Here is a 25,217-nt window from a genome sequence, read left to right as displayed (position 1 = left end):
GCTCCGCGCGGGCCCACCCGCCACGCCGTCCGAACGGACGCCGACAGCCTCGGTTACCCGACGGTAGGATGAGCCGATGACGCCTCCCGACGCCGCCCTGGGGTCGGCGCCACCCGCGCCCCGGATCACGGCCGCCGGCCGCCGCACCCGGGACCGGATCGTGCGGACGGCGGCGGAGCTGATGTTCCGCAAGGGCGTCGCCGGCACGAGCATCCCCGACGTGCAGCAGGCCGCCAAGGTCAGCGCCTCGCAGATCTACCACTACTTCGGCGACAAGAGCGACCTCGTCCGCGCGGTCATCCGGCACCAGATCGAGCAGACCCTCGCGGGCCAGCAACCGCTGCTCGAGCACCTGGACAGTTTCGAGGCGCTCCGGGCCTGGTGCGCGGCGACCGTCGAGGTGCAGGAGCGGCGCGGCTGCGAGGGGGGCTGCGAGATCGGCTCCCTGGCGAGCGAGCTGGTGGAGACCTGCGAGCTGATGCGCGGCGAGCTGGTCGCGGCCTTCGACCGGTGGGAGGCCCCCATCCGGGAGGGGCTGCGCCGGATGCGGCGCAACGGCACTCTCGCCGCCCACGCCGACGTCGACAAGCTGGCCACCGCGATGCTGGCGGCGGTCCAGGGCGGGCTGCTCCTCACCCAGGTCCGGCGCTCCCCCGAGCCGCTCCGCGCCGCCACCGAGGCGGCCGTCGGCTACATCGAGACCTTCGCGGCCTGACCACCGGCCGCCGCTCCCCCGAACGTCGCCGGCGTCGGTCGCCGCCGCCGCGTACGAATCGCACGGCAGCCCGGCCCGCGACCGGTGGGCCGGTCCATCGCCGACGCTCGAAGGGTTCTGCCATCGGCCGAACCCTTGTACGGTCCGTATGACCACGATCACGGCCGATGCGGGCCGCGACCGTGGTGCTACGGCCGTTTCCGGGAGAGGGCGTGCGGGTGAAGATCAGAGCAGGGTTGTGCGTCGCCGCGATGGTGGCGGCGGGCCTCGTGGCCGCGCAGCCGGCGGCCGTCGCGGCGGTGGGCGGTGCGGCGGTGGGCAGTGCGACCGTGGTGCCGATCCAGGTGACCGGTGACCCGGCGGAACGCTTCAACCTGGTGGTGCTCGGCGACGGCTACACCGAGGCCGACCTGCCCACCTTCCGCGCGCACGTGGACAAGCACCTCAACACGCTGTGGACCATCGAGCCGTTCAAGTCGTACCGCAGCTACTTCAACGTCTACGCCGTCGAGATCGTCTCGGCCGAGTCGGGTGTCGACTGCGACCCCGGCCTGTCCGACCCGCAGCGCGACACCGTGCTCGACATGGGCTTCTGGGGTGGTTGCAACCCCGGCAGCGTCCAGCGCCTGCTGGCGGTGGACGGCGCCACGGCGAACGCGTACGCCGACCTCGCCACCGGCACCAACCCGGGCAACCGGCAGCTCATCGCCCTGGCCAACAGCGGCACGTACGGCGGGGCGGGCGGCACCAACGCCACCGCGTCCGGCGGCAACGCGCTGTCCGCGCTCATCGGCCCGCACGAGATCGGGCACTCCCTCGGCGGCCTGCAGGACGAGTACGACTACTACGCCCGCGGCGTCGCCGGTGACACGTACGAGGGTCCCGAGCCGTCGTCGGTGCACCACACCCTCCTGACCGAGCAGCAGATGCGCGACACCCGGGCCAAGTGGTGGCGCTGGCTGGGTGAGCCAAGCGAGTCCGGCGGCACCATCGGCCGCTACGAGGGCGGCATGTACCTGCAGAAGGGTGTGTGGCGGCCCAGTCGGCACTCGATGATGAAGTCGCTGGGCTTCTACTTCGACCAGGTCGCGCGCGAGCGGATGACGCAGCGGATCGCGGGGAAGCTCCACATCCTCTCCGGTGGCACGCCGGCCGACCGGCCGATCGGCGCCGACCGGGTCGTGTCGGTGGAGACGCTGCACCCGGTCAGCCACGAGCTCGCGGTCACCTGGTCGGTCGACGGCGCGACCGTGCCGGGCACGGGCAACGCGCGCAGCCTCGATCTGCGGGCGTTGCGACTCGCGCCCGGCACGCACACCGTCACCGCCACGGTGACCGACCCGACCCCGTTCGTCCGCGACCCGGCGGTGCGGGGATCGGCAGCGCTGACGCAGCGCCGCACCTGGACGGTCGACACGGCGCTGACCACTCCCCCGGCGGAGGCGCCGCTCGCGATCGCCGCGTCCACCGCCACCGACCGGCCGGTCGGCGCGCAGGACGTGGTGTACGTGGAGACGACCCACCCGAGCGACCGGGTGCCCGCGGTGAGCTGGACCGTCGACGGCCGGGCGGTCGCCAACCCGGGCCACGACGGCGCCCTGGAACTCGGCCCGCTCGGGCTGACCGGCGGCAGCCACCGGCTCACCGCCACGGTCACCGACCCGGTGACCCACCAGTCGGCGTCCCGCACCTGGACGGTCGACGCGGCCCGGCCCCGGGTGGACTACGACCTCTCCGAGCCCCTGCTCACCGTCGCCCGACCGGGCCGGCCCACCGAGTACGTGTACAACGGCCCGTTCGGCATGAAGCTCGCCGGCGCGGACGAGGGCACCGGGCAGGTCACCGCGGAGTTCCGCGTCGACCGGGACGGCTGGCACAACTACTACGGCTGGCCGACCGACGCGCAGGCGCCCTTCCTGTTCACCGCCACCGGCACCGACGTCGACGGCCTCGTCTACGGCAACCTCGGCTCCGGCGGCCTGTCGGTGTCGCCGTTCGCACAGCGGTCCCCCGGCTACGGCCGGCACACGGTGGAATACCGGGGCATCGACGCGGTGGGCAACATCGGGCCGGCCCGCGAGTTCGTCGCAACGCTGATCCCACCGCCGCCGGCGTGCACCAGCGTCGTCTCGGGCCGCCACCAGGGGGCGCTCGTGGTGACCTCCGGGGTCACGTGCCTGCGCGACGCGACCGTGTCCGGCGGGGTGACGGTACGCCCCGGTGCCGCCCTCGTCGTCGAACGGTCCACGATCTCCGGTGCGCTGGCGACGGTCGGCGCGGCCTCCGTCGAGCTGCTGCGCAGCGAGGTGCGGGGGGCGGTCGCGTTGACGGGCACCACGGGCCACGTCACCGTGGTGGGCAGCAGGGTGCACGGGGCGTTGGCCCTCAACGGCAGTGTCACCGGCACGACCGCGTCGATCCTCGCCGGCAACGACGTGGCCGTGCTGCAGTGCGCGGGCAACAGCCCGGCACCTGTCGACCTCGGCGCTCGGAACACGGTGCGCGGGGCCGCGTCGGGGCAGTGCCGGGGTCTCTGACTCCCGTGGGCGCGGCCCGGAAAGGCACACCTCCGGGCCGCGCCGCCGGACCCCGTCGCCTAGAGCGGCGGGTTGGTCTCCGGGCCCTGCCGGTGGATCACAAAGTCCATGCCGGCGGCGCCGGCCAGGATCACCCCCACGGCGACGGCCGCCGCGATGGGCGGCAGGACGACCATCACCGGCGCGACCACCCCCAGGGCGAGCAGCCCGAGGTAGAGCGCCGGGCACTGGCCGTTGAGCGGGGTGGGGCCCTCGAGATAGGCCCGGCCGACGAGGAACAGGGCCGGGCCACCGAAGATCACCACCACGAGGGCCCAGTCGACAGGCGGGTTCATGTGCCGGATGATCTGCCCGTAGCCGACCGCCGTGCAGATGACCCCGGCGACGATGAGCAGCAGGCTGAAGCTCGACCATTCGTTCAGGCGCAGCGCGCCGCCCCGGGCGCGCGACGGGGCGGGCCCGCGGCCGACGTGGTAGAAGTACATCCGCCAGAAGGCCACGACGGCCAGGAAGGCGGCCACCAGCACGACGGTCCGTTCGAGCGAGAAGCCCGGGAAGCTCACGGCGGCGCCGGTCTCGAGCACCACCTCGGCGAGGGCGATCATGAAGAACTGGTTGTAGCGCTCGGCGAGGTGCTCGTAGTTGACGCGCGCGTACCCCGATCGGGTGAGTCCGAGGCGGGGGGCGGGCCAGCTCAGGGCACTACCGAGCACCTCGACGGCAAGGGCGGCGGTCCACAGGATTCCGCGCCCGAGGCCCGCGGTGGCGGCGCCGCAGAGCCAGAGCACGCCGGACGCCACGTGCCAGGCCAGCACGCGGGCCGGCTGCCGCCACTCCGGCTGCGGGCGCAGCGCCAGCGTCAGGTAGAGCGGACGACCGACCTGGATGAGGACGTACGTGCAGGCGAAGATGACCCCGCGCTCGCCGAACGCCTGCGGCAGCGAGACCGCCAGCACCAGCGTCCCGAACATCGTGGCCAGCAGCGCGACCTGGATGCTCGGGCTGCGCGGGTCGTAGACGCTGCTCATCAACGCGTTGAGGGACCAGATCATCCACATCGCGATGAAGAACAGCAGCGTCTGGCCGGCCTCGGACAGCAGGGTGTGCCGGACGATGGTGAGGTCGTCGGCGACGCGGCCCGCGAGACGCGCGAGCGCGAACACGTAGACGATGTCGAACAGCAGCTCGAGGACGGTCGCCTCACGGGGGACCGCGCCCACACCGAACCAGCGGCCCTCCGTACGCTTCAGCATGCCCGTCGTGGGGCGGCGTGACACGGCCCCGTCGGAGCGATCAGCATGGCGGGCGCCCGACGGGCTCGGCGAAGAAAGCCGACTGAGCCACGTCCCCTCACCTCCGCAGCGCGCTCGAGGCACCCGAAAGATGACGATATACCCGTCCAGATGCGTATGGACGGATACGTCGCCACCGGACGTGGAGGCGGCATCCGGCGGCTGCCGCCTCCACGGCGGCCGAGCTACGCGATGCGACGGATCCAGCGGACGGCGAGGTAGACCAGGAGCAGGGCGAGGGCCACGAAGATGCCCGTCTCGATGGCCTGGAAGGGCCAGAAACGGTCGGCCGGGTGGTACTGCTGCCAGTTGTAGGCGCCCGGCCCGAGCCCCATTTTCTCGCCACACACTCTCCCCGGCGGCATCTGGTCGGCCGGCGGGCACATGAGCGTGCCGTCACTCACCACCAGCCTCCCGTCGGCGGCGCGCACCCCGCTGGCGAGGATCCAGTCACCCCGGGCCTCGTGCGACTCCGAGCCCGCCACCGGGAACGTGAGGGTCTCGGCGGGTAGATAGCGGGGCCGGGCCAGCACCTCCACGGCCGCGCGGACGCCGACGTACCCGAAGAGGGTGACGGCCATCGCGGGAAGCATGCGCCGCCAGACGGTGCCGGCGAAGATGCCGAGCGCCACGGCGAACAGGGTGTAGCCGATCGGCACGACGCCCTGTAGGTCGAAGATGATGAAGCCGAGCCGGCCCTCGTGCGCGGCCTTGGTGAGCGGGTCGACCCACCACGACATGCCCAGCCCGTAGCAGATCGCGAGGACCAACACGATCGCGCCCACGAGCCCGACCTTCACGAGCGCCCACCGCCGCCGGCTGATGCCCTGGGTCCAGACGAAACGGTGGGTGCCGTGCTCCACCTCGCGGGCCACCAGCGGCGCGCCCCAGAACAGGCCGACGAGCAGCGGCAGGATGAGCAGCAGGACGGCGACGAAGTTCAGGGCGCCGTACTGGTTCGTGAACCGGCGGAAGCCCTGCTCGCAGGAGTCCACGGTCTCCCGCGCCACGTCGGCGCGACTCAGGGCCTGTACGCAGTCCGGCAGCCCGAGCTGGTCGAAGGAGTGCCGCGTCGCCAGCCCGATCGGGACCATCAGGGCGGCGAGCGCCGCGAAGGCGAGGAGCGTGAACAGCACCTGCCGCCGGTGCTGCCGCCAGGCCATCCAGATCATGCCGGCACCCCCCACGCGGAGTGACTGGTCGTGGTGTCGCCGTCGGCCAGGTAGGCCAGGATGAGGTCCTCCAGGGCCACCTCCCGGACCGTCCAGGACGGATCGGTGATCGGCCCGTCGGTGCGGACGAGCAGGGTGGACTGCCGGTCGGTGTGGCTGGCCCGGACCACCGCCGCGACACCGCCGATCGGGCCGCCGTCGTGCCGCGGGCCGACGATCTGCCGGTGGTCGGCCACGATGTCGTCGGCCACGCCGACGAGCTGGACCCGCGCGGCGTTCAGCACGATCAGGTAGTCGCACACCCGCTCCAGGTCGGCGAGCAGGTGCGAGGAGAGCAGGACGGTGGTGCCGGCGTCGGCGACGCTGCCCATCAGCGACTGGAGGAACTCCCGCCGGGCGAGCGGGTCCAGGCTCGCGACCGGCTCGTCGAGCAGCAGCAGCCGTGGGCGCTTGGCCAGCGCGAGCGCGAGCGCCACCTGGGCGCGCTGCCCGCCGGACAGTTTGCCGACGGGCCGGTCGGGCGGGATGCCCAGCTGGGCCAGCCGGTTGCGGGCCAGCGCCGCGTCCCACCGCTGGTTGAGCTTTCCACCGGCGGTCACCAGTTCCGCGGCCGTGAAGTCCCGGTACAGCGGAGTGTCCTGGGCCACGAAGCCGATGTCGGCGAGGCTGCCCCTGTTGTCGTACGGTGACTCGCCGAACACCCGGACCGCCCCCGCGTCGGGCCGGAGCAGGCCGACGGCCAGGTGCAGCAGTGTGCTCTTGCCGGCGCCGTTCGGGCCGACCAGCGCGGCGATCCGCCCGGCCGGCAGGCGCAGCGAGCAGTCCCGCAACGCCCACGTGTTGCCGTATCTCTTTCCTAACCGGTCGGCCTCCAGGACCACGTCCATCTTCGTCCTCTCATTCCGCTCGCGCGGTCTCCCTCTGCGATGTGTCGTCGGCGAGTGCGGCCCGCAGGGTGGTCTCCACCAGGGCCGTGACGTCCTCGGGCGTGAGCCCGGCCGCCCGCGCCCGGGCGAGCCAGGCCTCGAGGTCCTCGCGCAGCTCGGCCTGATTGGGCAGGGACGCGCCGGCCAGGGTCCGCTCGACGAACGTCCCGACCCCGGGTCGGCCCGCCACCAATCCCTCGATCTCCAGTTCGCGGTACGCCTTGAGCACCGTGTTCGGGTTGATCGCCAGCGACTGCGCGACCTCCCGGACCTTCGGCAACTGGTCGCCGGGCACCAGCAGGCCGACCCGGAGCGCCTGCCTCACCTGCTGCACCAGCTGCATGTAGGTGTTCACCTTCGACCGGCTGTCCAGCACAAACTCGATCACTCGAGACGATCCTCTCTATTGTCCTACGCCAGTAGGACAAGGAGAGGATGAACGCGGCAACCGGCCGCTGTCAAGGTGCCGCCGGCGGGTCGCGTGACGGGCTGGTCGCGTGGCCCCCGACGGGCCGGGGTGATCGCCGGACCGAACGCCGAATCGGCCCGCGGTGGCATTCCGCGCTGCGAGACTCGTGCGGTGGGCGGCTTCCGGTGGCGGGGGACGCTCGGGCCGGCCGTACCCATCGCGCCCGGCACCCGGGCGGACAAGTTCGAACTCTTCTTCGACCTCGTCTTCGTCGTCTCGTTCTTCATCATCACCCGGGCCACCGCGGCGAACGTCACCGGCACCGAGCTGCTGCACGCGCTGCTGGTGCTGGCCGTGCTCTGGTGGTGCTGGGTGGTGCACAGCGTGGTGGCCAGCCGGGTCCGGCTCGGCGAGGGCTTCGTCCCGGTCGCCATGGTGCTGGGGATGGCGGCGCTGTTCACCTTCGCGCTGGCGCTGCCCCAGGCGTTCGACGACCCACGGCACGGGGTGGCGGGGCCCATGCTCGTGGCGACCAGCTACGTGGCGATCCGCGTCGTGCACCTGGGGCTGTACCTGCACGCCGTCCGGGGAAGGCCGCACGCCCGCCGCAGGATGCTCCAATTCGTACCGGAGATCGCGATCACCACCGTCCTGCTGGTGATCGCGGCGCTGGTGCCCCAGCACATCGAGGATCCGGGTACGGCCGCGCTGGTCCGGGACGGTCTGTGGATCTCGGTCGCCGTCATCCAGTACGGCAGCGGGCTGGTCGGCGGCACGTGGGGCTGGGAACTGCCGTCGGCCGAGCACTGGACGGAACGCTACGACCTCATCCTGATCATCGCGCTGGGCGAGTCGGTCATCTCCGTCGGCGTCGGCGGCAACCTGATCGGCAAGCCGGTCACCTGGGAGGCGATCCCGGCCGCCATGCTCGGAATCGTGTTCACGGCGGCCCTGTGGTGGGCGCACTTCGACTTCGTGGGGCCGGCCGCGCGGATCGCCCTGCACGCCGCCGAGGGCGGCCCTCGCATCGCGCTGGCCCGGGACGCCTACGCGTACCTGTACCTACCGATGATCGCCGGCGTGATCCTCTTCGCGATCGGGGCCGAGGAGGTCGTCCGGACCATCACCGACCCGGCCGGTGGGACGAGCGAGCAGGCGCACGGCCCCGCCGTACCCATGCTCTTCGGTGGGGTGCTGCTCTACCTCGCCGCCGACCTGGCGTTCCAACTGCGCGCCCTGCGCACGGTCACCTGGACGCGCGTCGGCGTGCTCGTGGCCCTGGGCGTCTGCCTGCCGCTCGCCGGGCACCTGCCGGCGCTCGCCGCCCTCGCCCTGCTCACCGCGATCTGCGTCGCGCTCGTGACCGTCGAGGCGGTCGTGTTCGCGGACTCCCGGCGCGCCCTGCGGGCGGCCATCCTCGAGGAGAAGACCACCCACGAGGCGAACGAGGCCGCCTTCCGCGCCCGCTGGCACGACGGCGACCGGTGACCGGCCGGCCCCGGGCCCCGTTGATCAAGAGGTTTGCGTCAGGATCCGGCTTCGGGATGACGCAGAGCTCTTGATCACCGGGCGGGGCGCGGGGACGCCGGGAAGGACGGGCGGACGGGAAGGGCCGCCCCGCCGTGCGGCGGGGCGGCCCTTCCCGGGTGTCGGGGCGGTCAGCGCCCGGTCGACGCCCGCTCCGGCGTCCCGCCGGCGGTGGTCCCGCCGAGGTCCACCTCGTCGAAGGGCGGCGCGCCGTCCACCGCGTCGGCGGCGACGGCCGCCGAGCGGGCGGCGTCCGGCAGGTCGAGGCTGGTCCGCAGCGTGACCGGCTTGAGCAGCAGGGCGGCGATGACACCCACCACGGCGATGGCCGCCGAGATGAGGAAGATGTGCCCGGTGGCGTCGCCGTACGCGGCCCGGACGATGTGCTGGATGGCCTCGGGCAGCGCCGTGATGTTGAGGTTGCTGTTGCCGCTTCCCGCCGAGGCGGGGACCCCGGCGGCGGCCAGGTCGTGGGTGATCTGGTCGGTGACCCGGCGAGCCAGGACCGCGCCGAGCACCGACACACCGATGGTGCCGCCGAGCGACCGGAAGAACGCGACGCTGGAGCTGGCCGCGCCGATGTCCTTGAGCGCCACGGTGTTCTGCACGGCGAGGACCAGGTTCTGCATGGTCATACCGACACCGACGCCGACGATGAGCATGGCCGCGCCGACCAGGACCAGCGACGTCTCGTGGTCGATGGTCCCGAGCAGGGCGAACCCGACGACGAGGACGATCGAGCCGACGACGATGTACGGCTTGATCCGTCCGGTCTTGGTGATGAGCCGGCCCGCGATGATCGAGGAGAGCAGCACGCCGGCCATCATCGGGATGGTGAGCAGGCCGGCCTCGGTCGGGCTGTAGCCGCGGCCGATCTGGAAGTACTGGCCGAGGAAGACGGCACCGCCGAACATCGCCATGCCGACCGCGAGGCTGCCGAGGATGGCGAGCGCGGTGGTGTGCTCGCGGACGATGTGGAGCGGGACGACGGGCTCCGCGGCCCGCCTCTCGACCCAGACGGCAAGGGCCAACAGGACCAGCGAACCGCCGACCATGGCCGCGGTCTGCCAGGAGACCCAGGCGAACGAGCTGTCGACGAACGAGATCCAGATGAGCAGCACGCTCACGCCGGCGGCGATCAGGAAGGCGCCGAGATAGTCGATCTTGACGTTGTCCCGGCGGACCGTGGGCAGACGCAGGGTGGCCTGGAGCAGGACCAGCGCGATGATGGCGACGGGCACCCCGACGAAGAAGCACCAGCGCCAGCCGAGCCACGAGGTGTCGACGATGAGACCGCCGAGCAGCGGGCCGCCGACCGTGGCGAGGGCCATGACGCCACCGAGGTAGCCGTTGTAGCGGCCCCGCTCCCGCGGCGGGATCATCGCGGCGATCGCCACCTGGACGAGGGCCTGCAGGCCGCCGACGCCGATGCCCTGGAAGGCACGGGCGGCGATGAGCTGCCCGGCGCTCTGCGAGAAGCCCGCGACCACCGAGCCCAGCAGGAAGACCACGATGGCGATCTGGATCAGGAGCTTCTTGCTGAACAGGTCGGCGAGCTTGCCCCAGATCGGGGTGGTGGCGGTGGCGGTCAGCAGCGTCGCGGTGACCACCCAGGTGTACTGGGTCTGCGACCCGTTCAGCGCACCGATGATCTTCGGCAGAGCCGTCGAGACCACCGTGCTGCTCAGCATCGCGACGAAGAGCACCAGCAGCAGACCGCTGAGTGCCTCCAGCGTCCGCCGGTGCGTCATCGGCTCGGCGCCGGTCGTTGTGGTGGGTGCGCTCATCGCGCGGCCTCCATGGTGTCGTGGTGTGCGAGGGCGACCTCAATGTCGCGGGTGAATCGGCGCAGCCCGGCGCTGAGCGCGGCCACCTCGTCGGCGGTCCAGCCGGCGAGCGCCCGACCGAGGAGCCCGGCATACCACTCCTGGGCTTCGGTGAGGGTCCTCCGGCCGTCGGGGGTGAGCGCGAGGACGTGCGCCCGCTTGTCGGCCGGGTCGGGGCGCCTCTCGACCAGGCCGTCGGTGACCAGGGCGGCCACGGCACGGCTGACCGTCGAGGGATCCAGCCGGGTGTGTAGCGCCAGCTCCCGCGCGTGACAACCGTCGGTGAGCCGGTCGATCTGCGTGAGGATGCCCACAAGTCCGACCGGAACCGCAGGCCGCTCCTCGGCCCGGCGCTGCTTCACCAACCGGATACCGCGGAGGAAATCGTGCAGCCGGAGAACGAGGTCGCCCACGTCTTTGCCCACACTTCCCCCCGGATCCAGATGGTTGCCTCATGCAAGCATCTACAAATCTTGCCCATCAGGCAAGTTTGCCCCTTGAGAACTGCGTCACGTACGGTGAAAAGCATGGACGAGACCCCTGGGCTGCGCGAGCGCAAGAAGGCGGCCACCCGCCTCGCGCTGCACGAGGCCGCCCTCCGGCTCGCCATCGACCAGGGGCTCGACCGGGTGACCGTCGAGGCCATCGCCGACGCGGCGAACGTCTCCCGGCGGACGTTCTCGAACTACTTCTCCAGCAAGGAGGAGGCGATCTTCCACGGCGACACCATGCGGTTGCGCCGGATGCTGGAGCTGATCCGGGAACAGCCGATCGACGAGCAGCCCTGGACCGTGCTGACCCGGGCCGCGCTGCGCCTCACCGAGGAGAGCTACCTCGACGCCGACGCGGAGTGGCTCACCCAGCGACGGCAGCTGCGGGGCCACCCGGGCCTGGCCGCGCACCAGGTGGCGGCGTACGCCACGATCGAGCGGGAGGTGGCCACCGAGCTGGCCCGCCGGCTGGGCGGCCGCGACGTGGTGCTGCGGTCCCGGGTCCTGGCGGCGACCTTCCTCACCACCGTGCGGGTGGCCGTGCAGGAGTGGATCGAGCATCCCGAGCATCCGATACTCGACGCCGTACGCAAGGCGCTCGCCGCGGCCGCCCCCGCGGCGACCCGACCCGGGGATCTCGCGGCCTCCGACACCCCGCAGGCCGGGGCGGCCTGAGCGCCCTGCATGATCAGCGCCGCCAGACCGGCGGCGCGCTCCACTCGATGACGGCCAGCGTCACCCACGCCAGGGCGACGAGCAGCACCACGGCCAGCGGCGGCAGGCCGACCAGGCCGATCAGGAGGGCGGCCAGCACCAGCCCGGCCTGGGCGAGGGCGACCCGCCGGCCGACCCGGACGTCGAACCCGCGGTAGACGACCACACACCCCAGCACCAGCACCAGCTGGCTTCCGCCCAGCAGCGGCCCGGCCACTCCCCCGCCGCCGTGCACCGCCTCCCGCGCGGCCACCTCGACGGCGACCCCCGAGGCCACGATCGCCCCGTACACGAGCAGGTGCCCGTACGCGTAGAGGTAGCTGCGCACGATCAGCGCCCGGCCGGCGCGCACCGCGCGGTTGCCCGCCTCCGGGTCGAAGGTCGACGTGAAGTAGACCCACCAGATGCCGCAGGCGATCACGAACCCGCCGACGCCGACCGCGACGGCCGGAGGTCGCCAGCCCGTCTCCCCGATGCCGTTGGCGACCGCGAGCACCGCCTCGCCGAGCACCACGATGGTGAACAGGCCGAACCGCTCCGGCATGTGCGACTGCTGGATCGGCAACCGCCGCACCCGGGCGTACGCCAGCGGCCCGGCCACCGCGGCGTTGACGGCGAGCGCCAGGCCCCAGAGCGCGTACCGGGTCGGTGCGGGGGTGGCCAGGGAGGCGAACCAGCCGGCGGCGCCGAGCAGGAACCCGGCGGCGTTCCACCGGCAGAAGTCCCGCGTCGCGGGTTGCCGCCACCCGACGAGCCCGTACATGCCGGCGAGCAGGACGAGCAGCAACCCGTACAGCAACCCGAACCGCACCGAGTCGTCGGTCACCCCGCCGTCCAATGACGCGGCGAGAGCCAGCACGCCCAGCATCGCGACCAGCTGGACCAACCGGCTCGGCGGACGGTCGTCGTCGAAGAGGTCCGCGAAGTAGGAGAAGCTGAACCACAGCCACCAGACGGTGGTCAGCAGCCCGGCGAAGACCAGCACGCCGTGGACCGTCGGGTGCTCGTTGAGGAACCCGCCGAGCTGGAAGACGGCGACAACGAACACCAGGTCGAAGAAGAGTTCGAGCCAGCTCGACCGACGCCCGGCCGCGGAGCCGTCGACCCGCGAGCCGGCGCGGCCCTGCCGTTCCACCGGATCAGCCTAGCCGGGCGGTATGCGTCGCCCATCCCCTTTGCCCGAGTCACCCTCGGGGCCGACACCTGCCCGCGCACGCGCCACGCCGTCGCGGCGCGCCATCACCGCGGGCTATGGCCGCCATCCGGCTTCCCGATGGCCGCTGCGAAATCGGCCTCCACCGGTCCCGGTTGTACCGACCGTCGCCGATCGGGCGACGCGGCGGTGCGGGGCGGCGACGAGCCAGCACCATGCCGCCGACGGCGGAAACGAGACTTCGAAATGGAGCGAACCATGGGATTGCTGGACGGTAAGGTCGCGCTGGTCACCGGGGGCACCTCCGGTATCGGCCGGGTCAGCGCCCTCCTGTTCGCGCGGGAGGGCGCCAAGGTGGCCTTCACCGGGCGACGCGATGACGCGGGCCGCGCGGTGGCCCAGGAGATCGCCGAGGCCGGTGGGGAGGCGCTGTTCATCAGGGCCGACGCCACGCACTTCGAGGGCGCGGCCGACGTCGTGCGGCAGGTCGTCGACCGGTTCGGCCGGCTCGACGTGGCGTTCAACAACGCCGGCACGGCGGCCGTCGGTCCGCTGACCGAGCTGGGCGAGAAGGACTGGGACCATCTCGTGGACGGCAACCTCAAGGGTGTCTTCTTCTACCTCCAGGCGGAGGCCGCGCAGATGAAGCGGCAGGGCGGCGGCGGCTCGATCGTGTTCAACGGTTCGGTCTTCGCCGAGCTGGGCACGTGGGGCATCTCGATCTACAGCGCCAGCAAGGGTGGCGTGGCCGCGCTGGCGCGGGCCGCCGCCGTGGAGCTGGGCCCCGACGGCATCCGGGTCAACACCGTGAACCCGACCGTCATCCGGACCCCGCTCACCGAGGGCGGCATCTCGACGACCGACGAGGGAGCCGAGCACCACCCGCACGGCGAGCGGATCCCGCTCGGCCGGATCGGGGAGCCGGAGGAGGTCGCCGAGGTGGCGCTCTTCCTCCTGTCGGACCGGGCCTCCTTCGTCACCGGGCAGTCGGTGATGGTGGACGGCGGGCAGAGCGTGAACTGACGGCCGGCGCGGTGACCGGGACGTGGAAGCCGCTACGTCCCGGGACCCGCGCGGCGGGACCGCGTACGCCGCGCCGCCACCAGGCCGCCGACCAGGAGTAACACGCCCAGCGCGCCGGCGGCCGCCACGACGGCGAGGGTGCCGCGCGACTGGCCGCCCGCCCTGGGGGCCACGGGCGCAGCGGTGGCACCGGAGGGAAGCGCCCCCGCCGGCGCGGCCGACGCGACGGCCTCCGGCAGCGGGTAGCGCAGGACCGTGGGCCTCGTGCCCGGTGGGCGGCCGGCGGTCTCGGAGACCGTGAGCAGGCTACGTCCGTCCCGGCTGTACGTGACCGACTCGCCCTGCGGCTCGTCCGGCAGCGGGACGATCCGGGGCGTGCCGCGGGTCAGCGCAGCGACCACGTCCCCGCCCGCGACGTCGAACTCGAAGGCGTCGGCGTACGTGCGCAGCACCACCCGGTCCCCACCCGGCGCGGTGGCCGCGCCCGTGACGACGGCACGTCCGACAAGGCCGAACGGGTTGCTGGTCGTGGACGCCGGCAGCCGCACCTGGCCCACCTTCACCAGCGGCACCGTCGCGCCGGGCCGCAACGCGGTGGCCGGGGCGTACAGGATCCTCGACGATTTCGTCACGATGACCGGCCGGCCGTCACCGGTCACGAGAAGGGCCTCGGCGTCGTGCGCGCCGTCCGGGTACGCCAGACGGTGCAGCACGGGCCGGTCGGCGCCGGGCGACAGCCGCCACAGCGCGACCGTCTGCCGGGTGCGGTCGTTGTCGCCGGTGTCCCCCACCCACACGGTCCCGTCGGCGCCGACCGCCAGGTCCTCGGTGTCGCGCGGCCGGGACGGAAAGGGCACCGCCCGCACCACGGTGCAGGCCCGGTCCAGGAAGAAGATCCGGCGGGCGGCCTCGTCGTCCGCGCCGTCGTTGACCATCACGAAACCGTCGTCCGTCGCGGCCATCCCGGAGATCTCGGTCAACCGGCCGTCCCGTACCTCGCACACCGGCTCCCCCGGGGCCGGGGTGGCCACGGGTTCCGCCGCCGCCGGGCCCGGTGCCAGCGCGGCGGCGAGGACGGCCAGGGCCCACACCGCCGCCCGCCGTCTTCTGATCTCCTGACCTCGCATCGCCGCCATCCTCGCACCGCCGCCGCACGCCGCGGGAGGGAACAGGCCGGCGCGGGGTCGTCGGCTTGACGACGCCACCCGCGGACGGGTCCGACACGCCGCGTGCCGGCCACCCCGTCGGGTGGCCGGCACGCGGTCGGTGGTCCGGTCTCGACCCTCAGGCCGCGCCGTTGAGCGAGGCGGCCAGGGCCGCGGCGAACCCCGTGTCTGCCGGCGCGCCGCTCGCGCCGATCCGCCAGGTGCCACCCGCCAGGTCGCCCACCGGCAGCGCCCTCCCGCCCGGCTGCCACAGCGGCTGCCACGCGATCGAGCCGCTCGGCCGGTTGAACCACCGGTTGTCCTCGCTCCACGCCGAGCCAGCCCGGTACGCGGCCACCAGCGTGGTCGTGTCGTCCGTGGCGAGCACCCACGGGGTGAAGCCCGCCGCGTCACCGTCGCGGTCGGCGCCGGCCGGGTCCGCGAGCCGGGGCAGGGTCGAGTCCAGGTTCCAGGCGGCCTCCCAGACCGGCGCGCTCGTCGGGCCGGTCACGTGCCAGACGAAGCCGAGGTCCACCGTGGTCGCCGCGAACCGGAAGCGCCAGTCGACGCTGACCGGCTCGTCGCCGAGCGGGATGCCGGTGAGGTTCACGTCCGTGCCGTCGGCCGACACGGTCACGTTCCCCGCGGCGCCCGCGAGGTCGGTGGGCCCGAAGGTCCCGACCGCGAGGTAGGGCGCCGTGGACCGGAACGACGAGTCCGTCACCGGCCGGTACTGCCCACCGCCGGCGGGGTCCACCTCGTAGGAGACGAGGCGCGCGGCGGGCGCGGTCTGCACGACGGCCCGGTAGTAGGGCGTGGTGACGATGCGTCCCTTCGTGACCACCGGCGTACGCCAGTTCAGCGGCGCCAGCCAGAGGCCGCCCTGGCCCCAGCCGGCGCCCGTGACGTACCACCGGCCGTCGCCCGAGTCGTCCTTGACCACCTCGGCGGCGTGCGCGTCGATCTGGCCGGCCAACTGGTCGACGGAGAAGTGGAACGGGTCGGAGCTGCGGTACACGCGGGTGTCCTGGTAGCCGCTCTCGCAGCAGACGAAGAGGTACCACGAACCGTCGTGGCGCACCACGAACGGCGACTCGGTCGGCCCGCCGAAGGTCCCGGTGGCCGGGTGCTCGAAGGCCGTCCGCCGGTCACTCCAGTGCACGAGGTCGCGGCTGGTGCGGTACGCGACGATGTGGTGGCCGCCGGCGGGGGTGCTGTTGGCCGTGTAGTACATGACCCACTGGTCGCCCACCCGGGTCACCATCGGGTCCCGCCCGTCGAACCCGTCGGTGAACAGCGGGTTGCCCGGGTGGCGGGTCCAGGTCGTCAGGTCCTTCGACGTGGCGAGGTGCATGCGGTACGCCTCGTGGTCGGCGGTGCCGCCGGCGTAGAACATGTAGTAGGTGCCGCCGTTGAACAGCACGTACGGCGCCCAGATGTGGGTCTCCCCCGCGCTCGGGTCGGCCTCCAGCGCGAACGGCTGCTTCGTCCAGGGGCCGCGCGGCGAGGGGGCCGTGGCGTGGCCGAAGACCTTCTCGTCCAGCGGGTTGGCCGGCTCGGCGTGGGTGATCGCGAAGACGTGCCACAGGCCCGTCCGGCGGTCGCGCACGAGGGTGTGGTCGTTGTAGTACCAGCGCTCGTTCTCGCCGACGCTGGGGTCGTACACGTTCACGAACTCGCCGGCCGTCACCTGCACGGACCGGTTCTCGTACGCCTGGTTGTCGACGGTGGCGGTGTCAGCGGTGGCGGTGTCGGCGGCCCGCGCCGGCGCCGGGGCCACGACCAACCCCAGGGCGAGGGCGAGCAGCGCGGAGAGCCGGCCGACGCGGGACGGTGAGCGGGGCATGGTTCCTCCAGTGCTTCACGGGTGGCGTGGGGGTATCCCGGACGTGCGCGGCCGGTGCGGGTCCGCCGTCGTACCGCCGGCGGCGGACCCGCGCCGCGGTCGCTACTGCTTGCCGCCGAGCGTGGTGTAGGCCTCGGCCGCGTTCTCCTTGGTGATCTGGAGGGTGCCGAGCGTGGTCGTCTTCGGGACGTCCTTCGAGCAGTCGACGAGGATCTTCTTGGCCATGTCGATGGCCTCACGCCCGCCGGTCGGGTACTGGAACGTCGCCTGGAGGCGGCCCTGCTCGACCGCCTTGATGCCGCCCGACGGCACCGGCAGCGCGTCGATCCCGGTGAACTTGATGGCGCTCTCCTTGCCGGCCGCCTTCGCGGCGAGGTACGCGCCCTCGGCCATCGGGTCGTTGTGCGAGTACACGGCGTCGATGTCGGGGTTCGCCTTGAGCATCGCGTCCATGACGCTCTGCCCCTTCTCCCGCAGCCACTCGGCGGTCTGGCTGGCCACGATCTCGATCTTCGGGTTGCTCGCGATGCCCTCGCGGAAGCCCTGGGCGCGCTCGGCGGCCGGGGTCGAGCCGGGCAGGCCGGAGATCTCCACGACCTTGCCGCCCTGCGGCAGCAGCGTCTTGGCGTAGTACTCGCCCGCCGCCTTGCCGATCGCCACGTTGTCACCGCCGATGAAGGCCGTGTACGCGTCGCCCTCGACCTTGCGGTCCAGCACGATGACCGGGATCCCCTGGTCGTACGCCTTCTTCACGACGGCGGTCAGCGGCTTCGCCTCGTTCGGCGAGATGATCAGCAGGTTGATGCCCTGGGAGAGGAAGTTCTCCACGTCGGCGACCTGCTTGCTGTTGTCCTGGGCCGCGTCCGAGACGACCACCTTGAAGCCGGGCACGTTCTTCGCCGCGTTGGTCACGTCGTCGTTCATGACCTGCCGGTACGGCTCGGCGTTGTTGGCCTGCGACATGCCGATCAGGAAGTCCTTGCCGGTGCCGCAGTTCGCCGAGGCGTCGGCGCTGCCGCTGCCGGGGTCGTCCTTCTCGACGCTGCACGCCGAGGTGGTGGCGAGTGCGGCCAGCGCCAGGATGGTGACGGCTCTTCGGGCGTAACGCATGGTGTCCTCCGTTGGGTGGTGGGTCAGGCGATGCGGGGGCGGAGCTTCTGCAGCGCGGCGGCGGCCACGATGACGAGGCCCTTGACGACCAGCTGCACGTTCGCGTCGATGTTGTTGAGGGCGAGGATGTTGTTGAGGATCCCGAGCAGCAGCGCGCCGGCGATGGTGCCGCCCATGGATCCGCTGCCACCGGCGAGGCTCGTCCCGCCGATGACCACGGCCGCGATAGCGTCGAGCTCGTAGCCGGCGCCGTCGTTCGGGCTGCCCTGGTTGAGCTGCCCGGCGTGGATGATCCCGGCCAGCGCGGCGAGCAGGCCGGAGATGGCGAACACGGTGATCCGCACGCGGCGTACGGGCACGCCGGAGAGCCGCGCGGCCTTCTCGTTGCCGCCGATGGCGTAGACGTGCCGGGCGAAGGCGGTGGAGCGCAGCACCAGCAGCGCCCCGACGCCGATCGCGAGGAACAGCACCGCCGGCACCGGAAGGATCCCGTTGATCGACCCGCTGAGCAGGGAGAACGCCTCCGGCGCCTCCTGCGGCCCGTCACCGTAGGCGATGGGGATGCCGAGGCCGCCGGACCACATCCGGGCGATGCCCCGGGCCGCCTGCAGGCCGGCGAGGGTGACGATGAAGGACTGGATGCCGAGCCGCGCCACGATCGCGCCCTGGGTGGCCCCGAAGGCGGTGCCGATGAGGAGCACGATGAGGACCGCCGGCAGGATGCCGAGGCCACTGTCGACCATGAGGGTGGCCGACCCGACCGCCGCGAGCCCGAGCACCGCGCCGACCGAGAGGTCGATCCCGCCGATCAGGATGACGAACGTCATCCCGACCGCGATGATGCCGATCTCCGAGACGGCCCGGACGATGTTCGCCAGGTTCCCGGAGCTGAGGAAGACGTTCTCTCCGTTGCGGACGGGCGACACGGCGATCGCGATGACGAAGACGGCGACCAGGCCGAACAGGCTCTGGAACCGGAAGAAGCTGTCGACGAGCGCGTGCCGGTCCCGCGGGAGCCGGAGAGGCCGGCGGCGGGGCGGTGTCTCGGGCGGCGCCTCGGCGACGGCGGTGGGGTTGGGCGAGTTCATCGGGCCTCCTTGGCGTCGAGGCCGTCGAGGACGCCGGTCACCGGCTGGTCCCCGTTGGCCGCGGCGAGGATCGCTTGCTGGCTGGCGGACGCGCGGGGCAGCGCGGCCACGGTGCGACCGCGGTGCAGGACGACCACCCGGTCACAGAGGCTGAGCAGCTCGGGCAGCTCGGACGAGGCGAGCAGGATCGCCATGCCGGTGTCGGCGAGCTGGTGCAGCAGCCGGTAGATCTCCGCCTTGGCCCCGATGTCGACGCCCCGGGTCGGCTCGTCGAGCAGCAGCAGTCGCGGTCGCGTCAGCAACTGCTTGGCGAACACGACCTTCTGCTGGTTGCCGCCGGAGAGCGTGGCGGTGGCGACCGCGGGCGACGCGGCCTTCACGGCCAGGGCGGTGAGCTGCGCGGCCACCGTCCGCTTGAGCGCCTGCCGGCGGACCAGGCCGAGCGTCGTCAGTGACGACAGCGCGGAGAGCACGACGTTGTCGGCCACCGAGTGCTCCAGCATCAGTCCCGCGCCGCGCCGGTCCTCGGGGACGAACGCCACCCCGCGCGCGAGGGCCGAGCGTGGGCCGTGCGGGCGGTACGGGCGTCCGTCGATCGTCACCTCGCCGTCGCGGTGGCCCGAGCCGCCCGCGCCGAACAGCGTCTCGAGGAGTTCGGTGCGACCGGCGCCCATCAGCCCGGCGAGCCCCACGATCTCGCCGGCGCGCACCGTGAGGTCCACACCGGCCGGCTCGGTCCGTCCGGGCGTCGGCCGGCGGGGCGTCACGGCCAGCCCGCGGACGTCGAGCAGCACGTCGCCGGGCTCGTTGCGGCCCTCACCGAACAGCGCGTCAACCGAGCGGCCCACCATCAGCCGGATGATCTCGTCGCGGCTGGCGGTCTTCGGGTCGACGCTGCCCGCCACGCCACCGTTGCGCAGCACGGTGACCCGGTCCGCCACGACCTCGATCTCGGCCATCCGGTGCGAGATGTAGACGATGCCCACGCCGGCGCGGCGCAGCTCGGCGATCGTCGCGAAGAGGCGTTCGACCTCCGCGTCCGCCAGCGCCGCGGTGGGCTCGTCCATGATGAGCACCCGCGCGTCCAGCGACAGCGCCCGGCCGATCTCCACCAGTTGCTGCTCACCGACGCGGAGCGACCCGACGAGTCGGCGGGGGTCGAGGTCGGCGCCGAGCGTGCGCAGATGCTCCGCGGCCTGGCGGCGCATCCGCCGGATGTCGACGGTGCCCAGCCGGGTGCGCGGCTCGCGCCCGAGGAACATGTTCTCCGCGATGGAGAGCCCGGCCACCAGGTCCAGCTCCTGGTGGATCGTGGCGATCCCGGCGCGCTGCGCGTCGGCCGGGCCGCCGAAGCTCACCGGCTGGCCCTCGACCTCGATGGTGCCGTCGTACTCGGTGATCACGCCGGAGAGAATGTTGATCAGTGTCGACTTGCCGGCGCCGTTCTCGCCGAGCAGCGCGTGCACCTCACCGGCCGTGACGGTGAGGTCGATGTCGCGGCAGGCGTGCACGCCGCCGAACCGCTTGCCGATGCCGGTCATCCGGACCAGCGGGCGTTCTGTCATGCGACACCTCGTGGGTCGTCTGCGGGGTCGGGGTCGGGCCGGAGCCGCCGGGCCCGGTGCGGGCCCGGCGGCTCCGGTCGGTCAGGAGACGAGCCGCGCCTCGACGTAGTCGAGCCCGGCCAGGTAGCCGACCGACTCGGCGGCCTTGCCGGTCACGGTGAGCGTGAGCGTGTGCCGCCCCGCCGTCAGCTCCCGCTGGCCGTAGTCGAGCGGCTCGCTGACGACGACCTCCGGCGAGTGGTACGCGTCGAAGGAGTCCCCGATCCGCTCACCGTCGATCGCCACCGTGTTGGTGCCGTAGTCCCGGGCCAGCGTCTGCACGAGGCGCAGGTCGTAGGTCCCGGTGGTGGGCACCGTGAACCCGATGGTGACGCTCTGGTTCGGCCCGTTCGCGTGGAACCACAGCTGCGCGCTCTGCGACCAGTGCACGCCGCAGCAGTCGCCCTGCACGTCGGCCGGCGCGTCGCCGCTCACCGCGGGCAGCAGCGACTCGGCCTCGAGCCGCAGCGTGTCACCGGTGCTGGCCGAGTCGATCGCCGAGTACGGCCCGGCGTTGCCGGCCGCGTCCACGGCGCGCACCCGGTAGTACCAGGTCTCCCGCAGGCCGAGTCCGGTGTGCTGGAAGCTCGGCCGGGTCGTGGTGCCCACCCGGTTGGCCGGTCCAGGCGTGAAGCCCGGCGTGCGCGAGGCGAACACCTCGTAGCTCGGGGCGTACACGTCGTCGCGGGCCGGCTGCCAGGTCAACGCCACGGCGTTGGTCGTGCCGCTGGTCGCGGTGAGCCCGCTGACGGCGCCCGGCCGCGTGTGGTCGGTGAACGGCGTGACCAGGCTGAGCGCCGCGTACCGGGCCGCCGACCAGGCCGGGGCGCCGGCGGTGGGCGTCAGGGTCACGGTCACCGCGGACCTGCCCCGGGTCAGCGCGGCCGGGAGCCGGTACTCGTCGTCGAGCCAGCGGTGCGTCGTGTTGGCCAGCGGCTGGGTCCAGGTGCCGGCGTCCCGACCATCGACCTGGACGGCCACCGACTGGTACGCGGCCGACTGGTCGCCGACCCGGCGCAGCACCGCACCGTCGTTCTGCTTGTCGAGCGCGACCCGGAACCGGATCGGGCTGGTGGAGGCGCGGACGTCGTCGGTCACGGGCCGGGGCGCGCCGTCGTCGCCCTCGAACGTCGACGTGAGCACCGTCCGATCGCCACCGGAGGCGTACCCGTGGGCCGACTCGCTGGCGGTGTCGCCGACGTCGACGGTGTCCGTCCACCGCTGGCCGAGGTTGTCCTGCCCGTACCAGTACGCGGTGGAGCCGTACCGGGCCGGGTCCTGGTCGCCCGGGCCGTGCTCGATGCCGAACCGCAGCCCGGTGGAGAACGCCACCGACTCGGCGAGCAGGAGCCGGTACGCGCCCGTGCAGTCGTACTGGCAGCCGTAGTCGGCGACCTCGTGGGCCGGGTTGCCGTTCACGGGCGCCGAGAACGTGCCGTGGTTGAAGTACCAACCGCTCTCGTAGAAGTCCTCGGTCCCGGTGCCGTGGATGCTCGGGCTCTGCGCACCGTCCACGTAGACGCGCTCGTCACCCTCTAGGTAGTCGCGCTGGTTGCCGGCGGGGATGTGCCCCTCCATGGTGTGGGTGACCCCCACGAACTTGCCCCGTGCCGCCACGTCGAGGAAGAGGTGGTCGGCGCCCGGGGTGGTGTCCGCGCTGGTGGCGGTCGCGCGGAAGTAGCCGGTGTCGCCGGTCGGCCGCAGCGCCGCGGCCCAGCGGCCGGACCGCGCCGTGGTCACCGTGGCCACGGACGGCTTGATGGCCACGTCGGAGGCGTTGCGCAGCTCGACGGACCAGCGCGACCGGTAGGGCATCGGCCACCAGGCCGACAGCGTCCCGGTCGCCGGGTCGACGCCGAACATGAGGGACCGGACGGAGTGCAGCCCGAGGCCGGTGCCGAAGAACTCGCCGAGCGGCGCGTCCACCGTGGTCTTCCCGTCGAACGAGATGCGCAGCCGGGTCTCACGCAGCACCGCGTCGGACGCGGCGACGGCCGCCTTGCGCGCGGCGTCGGCCGGGTAGGACATCGTGTTGCTGCCCTCCCAGTTCTGCGCGGTGATCCGGTAGCCGTGCGCGGCCTCGACGTCGGTGTGGGCCGGTCCGAGGTCGACGGTGTCGGTGCGCTTCGCGGTGCCGGCGACGACGCTGTCGACCCAGTAGGTGAACTCGTTGACGTCGAGGTCGGACGAGACGAACTCGTTGCGGATGGTCAGCTTCGACTTCCCGGCCGTGGCGCTCGCCGGCAGCTCGACGGTCTGGTCCAGCCAGGTGCCGAACGGGATCGCGTCGTTGGCCGGCCACTCGGCGACCGCTACGCCGTCGACCAGGACCCGCGCCCGCTGGTTGCCGATGTGCGGGTCGAGCCGGCGGGTGAGCCGTACGCCGGTGTTGGCCGGGTCGACGGCGACGGTGAACTCGCTGCCACCGCCGGCGCCGTAGGCGCGGCCGTCGTCGGCGATCGGCTCGGGGGCGCCGACGAGCTGCGGGATGCGCAGCTGGAGCGCGGTGACGGCGCCGGGGCCCACGCCGCTGGCGAGGGTCGCCCGGCCGCCGGCCGGAACGGCGAAGGGCCGCTCGGTCGTCGTGGCGCCCGCTTCGGCGGGCTTGGGGTCGGCCGTGCCCGCGGCCTTGAGCTTCGCGATGACGTCCTCGGCCCGGTCGGAGGGGTCGAAGGTGCGGACGCCGTCGGCCGTCGTGAACTTCCGGTAGGTGACGTGGTAGAAGATCGGGTTCTTCTCGGTGACGACCCGCATCGAGCTGCGGTACGTCATGGGCGCCTTGATGTAGACGCCACCGGAGCTCTGGGCCGCGTTGGCGACGACCGGGTAGACGAAGGGAGCGCCCAGCTTGCCGTCGACGACGTCCTGGAGCTTCGCGTCGAGCACGGTCTTGCCGTCGAGGACGACCTTGATGGTGCCCGTCGCGGAGACGTTGCCCTCGTCGCGGGTGAACCAGATCGAGTCGATCTCGCCGGCGCCGGTCGCCTCGGCGATGACGCAGCCCTCGGCGGCGGTGCGCAGGCACGAGTACTGCCCCGAGAAGCCGTCGTCGTTGCCGCCGCTGCGGTCGAAGCTGGAGAACTGGTAGGCGCGGGATCCGTCGGTGAGCTCCGGCAGCCGGTCGAGCCGGCGGTAGACGTCCCAGCCGACCGGGCCGTTCGTGGTCGGGCCGGTCGAGGCCGCGGCCGGTCCGGCGAGACCGACGACGGCGGAGCCGGCGATGAGCGTCGCCGCGGCGGCGGCACGGAGCAGCCGCCGGGGCGAGGTGCGTGGTGCACGGGTGGTGGGTGTCATGAAACGCCTTCCACATCGGTGGGTGGGGCGGGTCGTGAGGTGCGGCGAGCAAGGAATCGATTTCTCGCTGCAGTAGCGATCAGCGTAGGCAGCCGTCGCGCGGCGGTCAATCCTCGACTGTCGACGACGAGGTAGGCGGCATACCGGCGTTGACAGCCCTCCATCGCGCTCCTATGGTCCTCGATCAGAACTGAGCAAACGATTTCTCCGTTCGCACAAGCGTCGCCGCGGCCCCCGCGGCGGGCTGGGAGGCGCTCCGTGCCCCGACTCGTCGTCCTCACCGGGTTCCTCGGCGCGGGCAAGACCACCACCATGCTGACCGCCGGGCGGCTGCTCACGGCACGCGGTGGCCGGGTCGCGGTCATCACGAACGACCAGGGCAGCGACCTCGTCGACACCCGGCTGGCCCGGGACGCGGTGGCCGACGTCGGCGAGGTCACCGACGGATGCTTCTGCTGCCGCTTCGAGGAGCTGGCCGACCTCGTGACCGAGCTGCTCGACAGCGGACGGGCCGACACGATCCTCGCCGAGGCCGTCGGCAGCTGCACCGACCTCCAGGCGACCGTCATCCGACCGCTGCGGGCCCACTACGGCGACCGTCTCGCGCTCGCACCCCTCACCACCGTGGTCGACCCGGCCCGCCTGGACGCCCTCGACGGCGACCTCGGCTACCTGTTCGACCGCCAGCTCGCCGAGGCGGACCTCGTGGCGGTCAACAAGTGCGACACCCTGCCCCGCGCCGACCTCGACGCCCTCCTCGACCGGATCCGACGCGACCACCCCGACGCCGGCGTGCTGGGCTACAGCGCGAGCCGCGGCGACAACCTCGACGCGCTCGTCACGCGGTGGGCCGGCCCGCCCGGCCGCGCCGCGGAGGTGGACCTCGACGTCGACTACGACCGGTACGCGGCGGCGGAGGCGCGACTGGGCTGGCTCAACCAGGTCTGGCAGGTCTCGGCCGACACCGGGTTCTCCGCGCGGCGCTGGGCGCACGTCGCGCTCGACTCGCTCTCGGCCGCCTGCGCCCGGCGCGGCGACGTCATCGGTCACGCCAAACTCGCCGTCCAGTCGCCCGCCGGGCTGGTCCGCATGAGCGTCGTGGCCGCGGGAGACCCGCCGCGCCACGAACCCGCCGGGCCGGACGGACCGCCGGTCACCCACGCCACCGTGCTCGTCAACGTCCGCGCCACCTGCCCGCCCGAGGACCTCGAATCGCTGGTACGCGCCGCCGCCTACGAGGCCGACCTGGCGGCCGGCGCCGCGGGCCGGCCCGGACCGGCCCGCGCCTTCGCACCGTCCTATCCGCGCCCCGTGCACCGCCTCCCGGCCGCACCGGCCTGACCCG

General features: G+C 72.8%; 19 protein-coding genes. 6 read left to right on the top strand and 13 right to left on the bottom strand.

What is annotated here, in order from left to right:
• Positions 1–76 precede the first annotated feature (76 nt).
• A complete protein-coding gene (locus ACSNOA_RS11340; protein ID WP_436657918.1) occupies positions 77–715 on the top strand; it encodes a TetR/AcrR family transcriptional regulator in 639 nt (212 codons plus the stop codon).
• A gap of 218 nt (positions 716–933) precedes the next feature.
• The gene (locus ACSNOA_RS11335) at positions 934–3,252 is read left to right on the top strand and encodes a M64 family metallopeptidase (RefSeq protein ID WP_436657917.1); all 2,319 of its coding nucleotides are present in this window, start codon (positions 934–936) and stop codon (positions 3,250–3,252) included.
• 59 nt (positions 3,253–3,311) lie between these two features.
• Here ACSNOA_RS11335 and ACSNOA_RS11330 read toward each other — a convergent pair whose 3' ends face one another.
• The 4 genes from ACSNOA_RS11330 to ACSNOA_RS11315 all read right to left on the bottom strand — a co-directional run bounded on the left by ACSNOA_RS11330 (position 3,312) and on the right by ACSNOA_RS11315 (position 7,030).
• Positions 3,312–4,505, bottom strand: a complete 1,194-nt coding sequence (locus ACSNOA_RS11330; RefSeq protein ID WP_436657916.1) for a low temperature requirement protein A — start codon at positions 4,503–4,505, stop codon at positions 3,312–3,314.
• A gap of 224 nt (positions 4,506–4,729) precedes the next feature.
• A complete protein-coding gene (locus ACSNOA_RS11325) occupies positions 4,730–5,716 on the bottom strand; it encodes a transporter (protein ID WP_436657915.1) in 987 nt (328 codons plus the stop codon).
• Positions 5,713–6,603, bottom strand: coding sequence for an ABC transporter ATP-binding protein (locus ACSNOA_RS11320; protein ID WP_436657914.1), 891 nt, complete (start codon positions 6,601–6,603; stop codon positions 5,713–5,715). Before ACSNOA_RS11320 ends, ACSNOA_RS11325 begins: the two co-directional genes overlap by 4 nt.
• A gap of 10 nt (positions 6,604–6,613) precedes the next feature.
• Entirely contained in the window at positions 6,614–7,030 is a 417-nt protein-coding gene (locus ACSNOA_RS11315) for a GntR family transcriptional regulator (protein ID WP_436657913.1), read from the bottom strand.
• Positions 7,031–7,222: 192 nt separating this feature from the next.
• Here ACSNOA_RS11315 and ACSNOA_RS11310 point away from each other — a divergent pair, with 192 nt between their 5' ends.
• A complete protein-coding gene (locus ACSNOA_RS11310) occupies positions 7,223–8,539 on the top strand; it encodes a low temperature requirement protein A (RefSeq protein WP_436657912.1) in 1,317 nt (438 codons plus the stop codon).
• Between the two features lie 170 nt (positions 8,540–8,709).
• On the opposite strand, the gene ACSNOA_RS11305 is transcribed toward ACSNOA_RS11310, so the two are convergent.
• Both ACSNOA_RS11305 and ACSNOA_RS11300 read right to left on the bottom strand, forming a co-directional pair.
• Positions 8,710–10,365 carry an MDR family MFS transporter gene (locus tag ACSNOA_RS11305; protein ID WP_436657911.1) on the bottom strand — a complete coding sequence of 552 codons (1,656 nt, stop codon included), beginning with the start codon at positions 10,363–10,365 and terminating at the stop codon, positions 8,710–8,712.
• Complete coding sequence (locus ACSNOA_RS11300) at positions 10,362–10,817, bottom strand: MarR family winged helix-turn-helix transcriptional regulator (RefSeq protein ID WP_436657910.1); 456 nt, start codon at positions 10,815–10,817, stop codon at positions 10,362–10,364. The genes ACSNOA_RS11305 and ACSNOA_RS11300 overlap by 4 nt, the downstream gene beginning before the upstream one ends.
• A 114-nt stretch (positions 10,818–10,931) precedes the next feature.
• On the opposite strand from ACSNOA_RS11300, the gene ACSNOA_RS11295 reads away from it, so the two are divergent.
• Entirely contained in the window at positions 10,932–11,570 is a 639-nt protein-coding gene (locus ACSNOA_RS11295) for a TetR/AcrR family transcriptional regulator (RefSeq protein ID WP_436657909.1), read from the top strand.
• Between the two features lie 13 nt (positions 11,571–11,583).
• On the opposite strand, the gene ACSNOA_RS11290 is transcribed toward ACSNOA_RS11295, so the two are convergent.
• Positions 11,584–12,744, bottom strand: a complete 1,161-nt coding sequence (locus ACSNOA_RS11290) for a low temperature requirement protein A (protein ID WP_436657908.1) — start codon at positions 12,742–12,744, stop codon at positions 11,584–11,586.
• Between the two features lie 276 nt (positions 12,745–13,020).
• Here ACSNOA_RS11290 and ACSNOA_RS11285 point away from each other — a divergent pair, with 276 nt between their 5' ends.
• A complete protein-coding gene (locus ACSNOA_RS11285; protein WP_436657907.1) occupies positions 13,021–13,785 on the top strand; it encodes an SDR family NAD(P)-dependent oxidoreductase in 765 nt (254 codons plus the stop codon).
• Between the two features lie 32 nt (positions 13,786–13,817).
• Here the strand turns inward: ACSNOA_RS11285 and ACSNOA_RS11280 are convergent, their stop codons facing one another.
• From ACSNOA_RS11280 to ACSNOA_RS11255, 6 genes are all read right to left on the bottom strand, one after another.
• Positions 13,818–14,912: a hypothetical protein gene (locus ACSNOA_RS11280; RefSeq protein ID WP_436657906.1), complete on the bottom strand. Its 1,095-nt coding sequence runs from the start codon at positions 14,910–14,912 to the stop codon at positions 13,818–13,820.
• Positions 14,913–15,069: 157 nt separating this feature from the next.
• Positions 15,070–16,776, bottom strand: a complete 1,707-nt coding sequence (locus ACSNOA_RS11275; RefSeq protein WP_436657905.1) for a family 43 glycosylhydrolase — start codon at positions 16,774–16,776, stop codon at positions 15,070–15,072.
• A gap of 102 nt (positions 16,777–16,878) precedes the next feature.
• On the bottom strand, positions 16,879–17,886 hold the full coding sequence (locus tag ACSNOA_RS11270) for a substrate-binding domain-containing protein (protein WP_436657904.1): 1,008 nt from the start codon (positions 17,884–17,886) through the stop codon (positions 16,879–16,881).
• 23 nt (positions 17,887–17,909) lie between these two features.
• Positions 17,910–18,974 (bottom strand): ABC transporter permease, encoded by a 1,065-nt coding sequence (locus ACSNOA_RS11265; RefSeq protein WP_436657903.1) that lies wholly within the window; start codon positions 18,972–18,974, stop codon positions 17,910–17,912.
• On the bottom strand, positions 18,971–20,539 hold the full coding sequence (locus tag ACSNOA_RS11260) for a sugar ABC transporter ATP-binding protein (protein WP_436657902.1): 1,569 nt from the start codon (positions 20,537–20,539) through the stop codon (positions 18,971–18,973). Before ACSNOA_RS11260 ends, ACSNOA_RS11265 begins: the two co-directional genes overlap by 4 nt.
• Before the next feature lie 81 nt (positions 20,540–20,620).
• A complete protein-coding gene (locus ACSNOA_RS11255; protein WP_436657901.1) occupies positions 20,621–23,872 on the bottom strand; it encodes a DUF2961 domain-containing protein in 3,252 nt (1,083 codons plus the stop codon).
• 258 nt (positions 23,873–24,130) lie between these two features.
• On the opposite strand from ACSNOA_RS11255, the gene ACSNOA_RS11250 reads away from it, so the two are divergent.
• Positions 24,131–25,213 (top strand): GTP-binding protein, encoded by a 1,083-nt coding sequence (locus tag ACSNOA_RS11250; RefSeq protein WP_436657900.1) that lies wholly within the window; start codon positions 24,131–24,133, stop codon positions 25,211–25,213.
• The last annotated feature ends 4 nt before the right edge of the window (positions 25,214–25,217 follow it).

The organism is Micromonospora sp. URMC 103, from assembly GCF_051386435.1.
GTDB lineage: Bacteria > Actinomycetota > Actinomycetes > Mycobacteriales > Micromonosporaceae > Micromonospora.
This window is presented reverse-complemented; position numbering and strand designations above follow the sequence as displayed.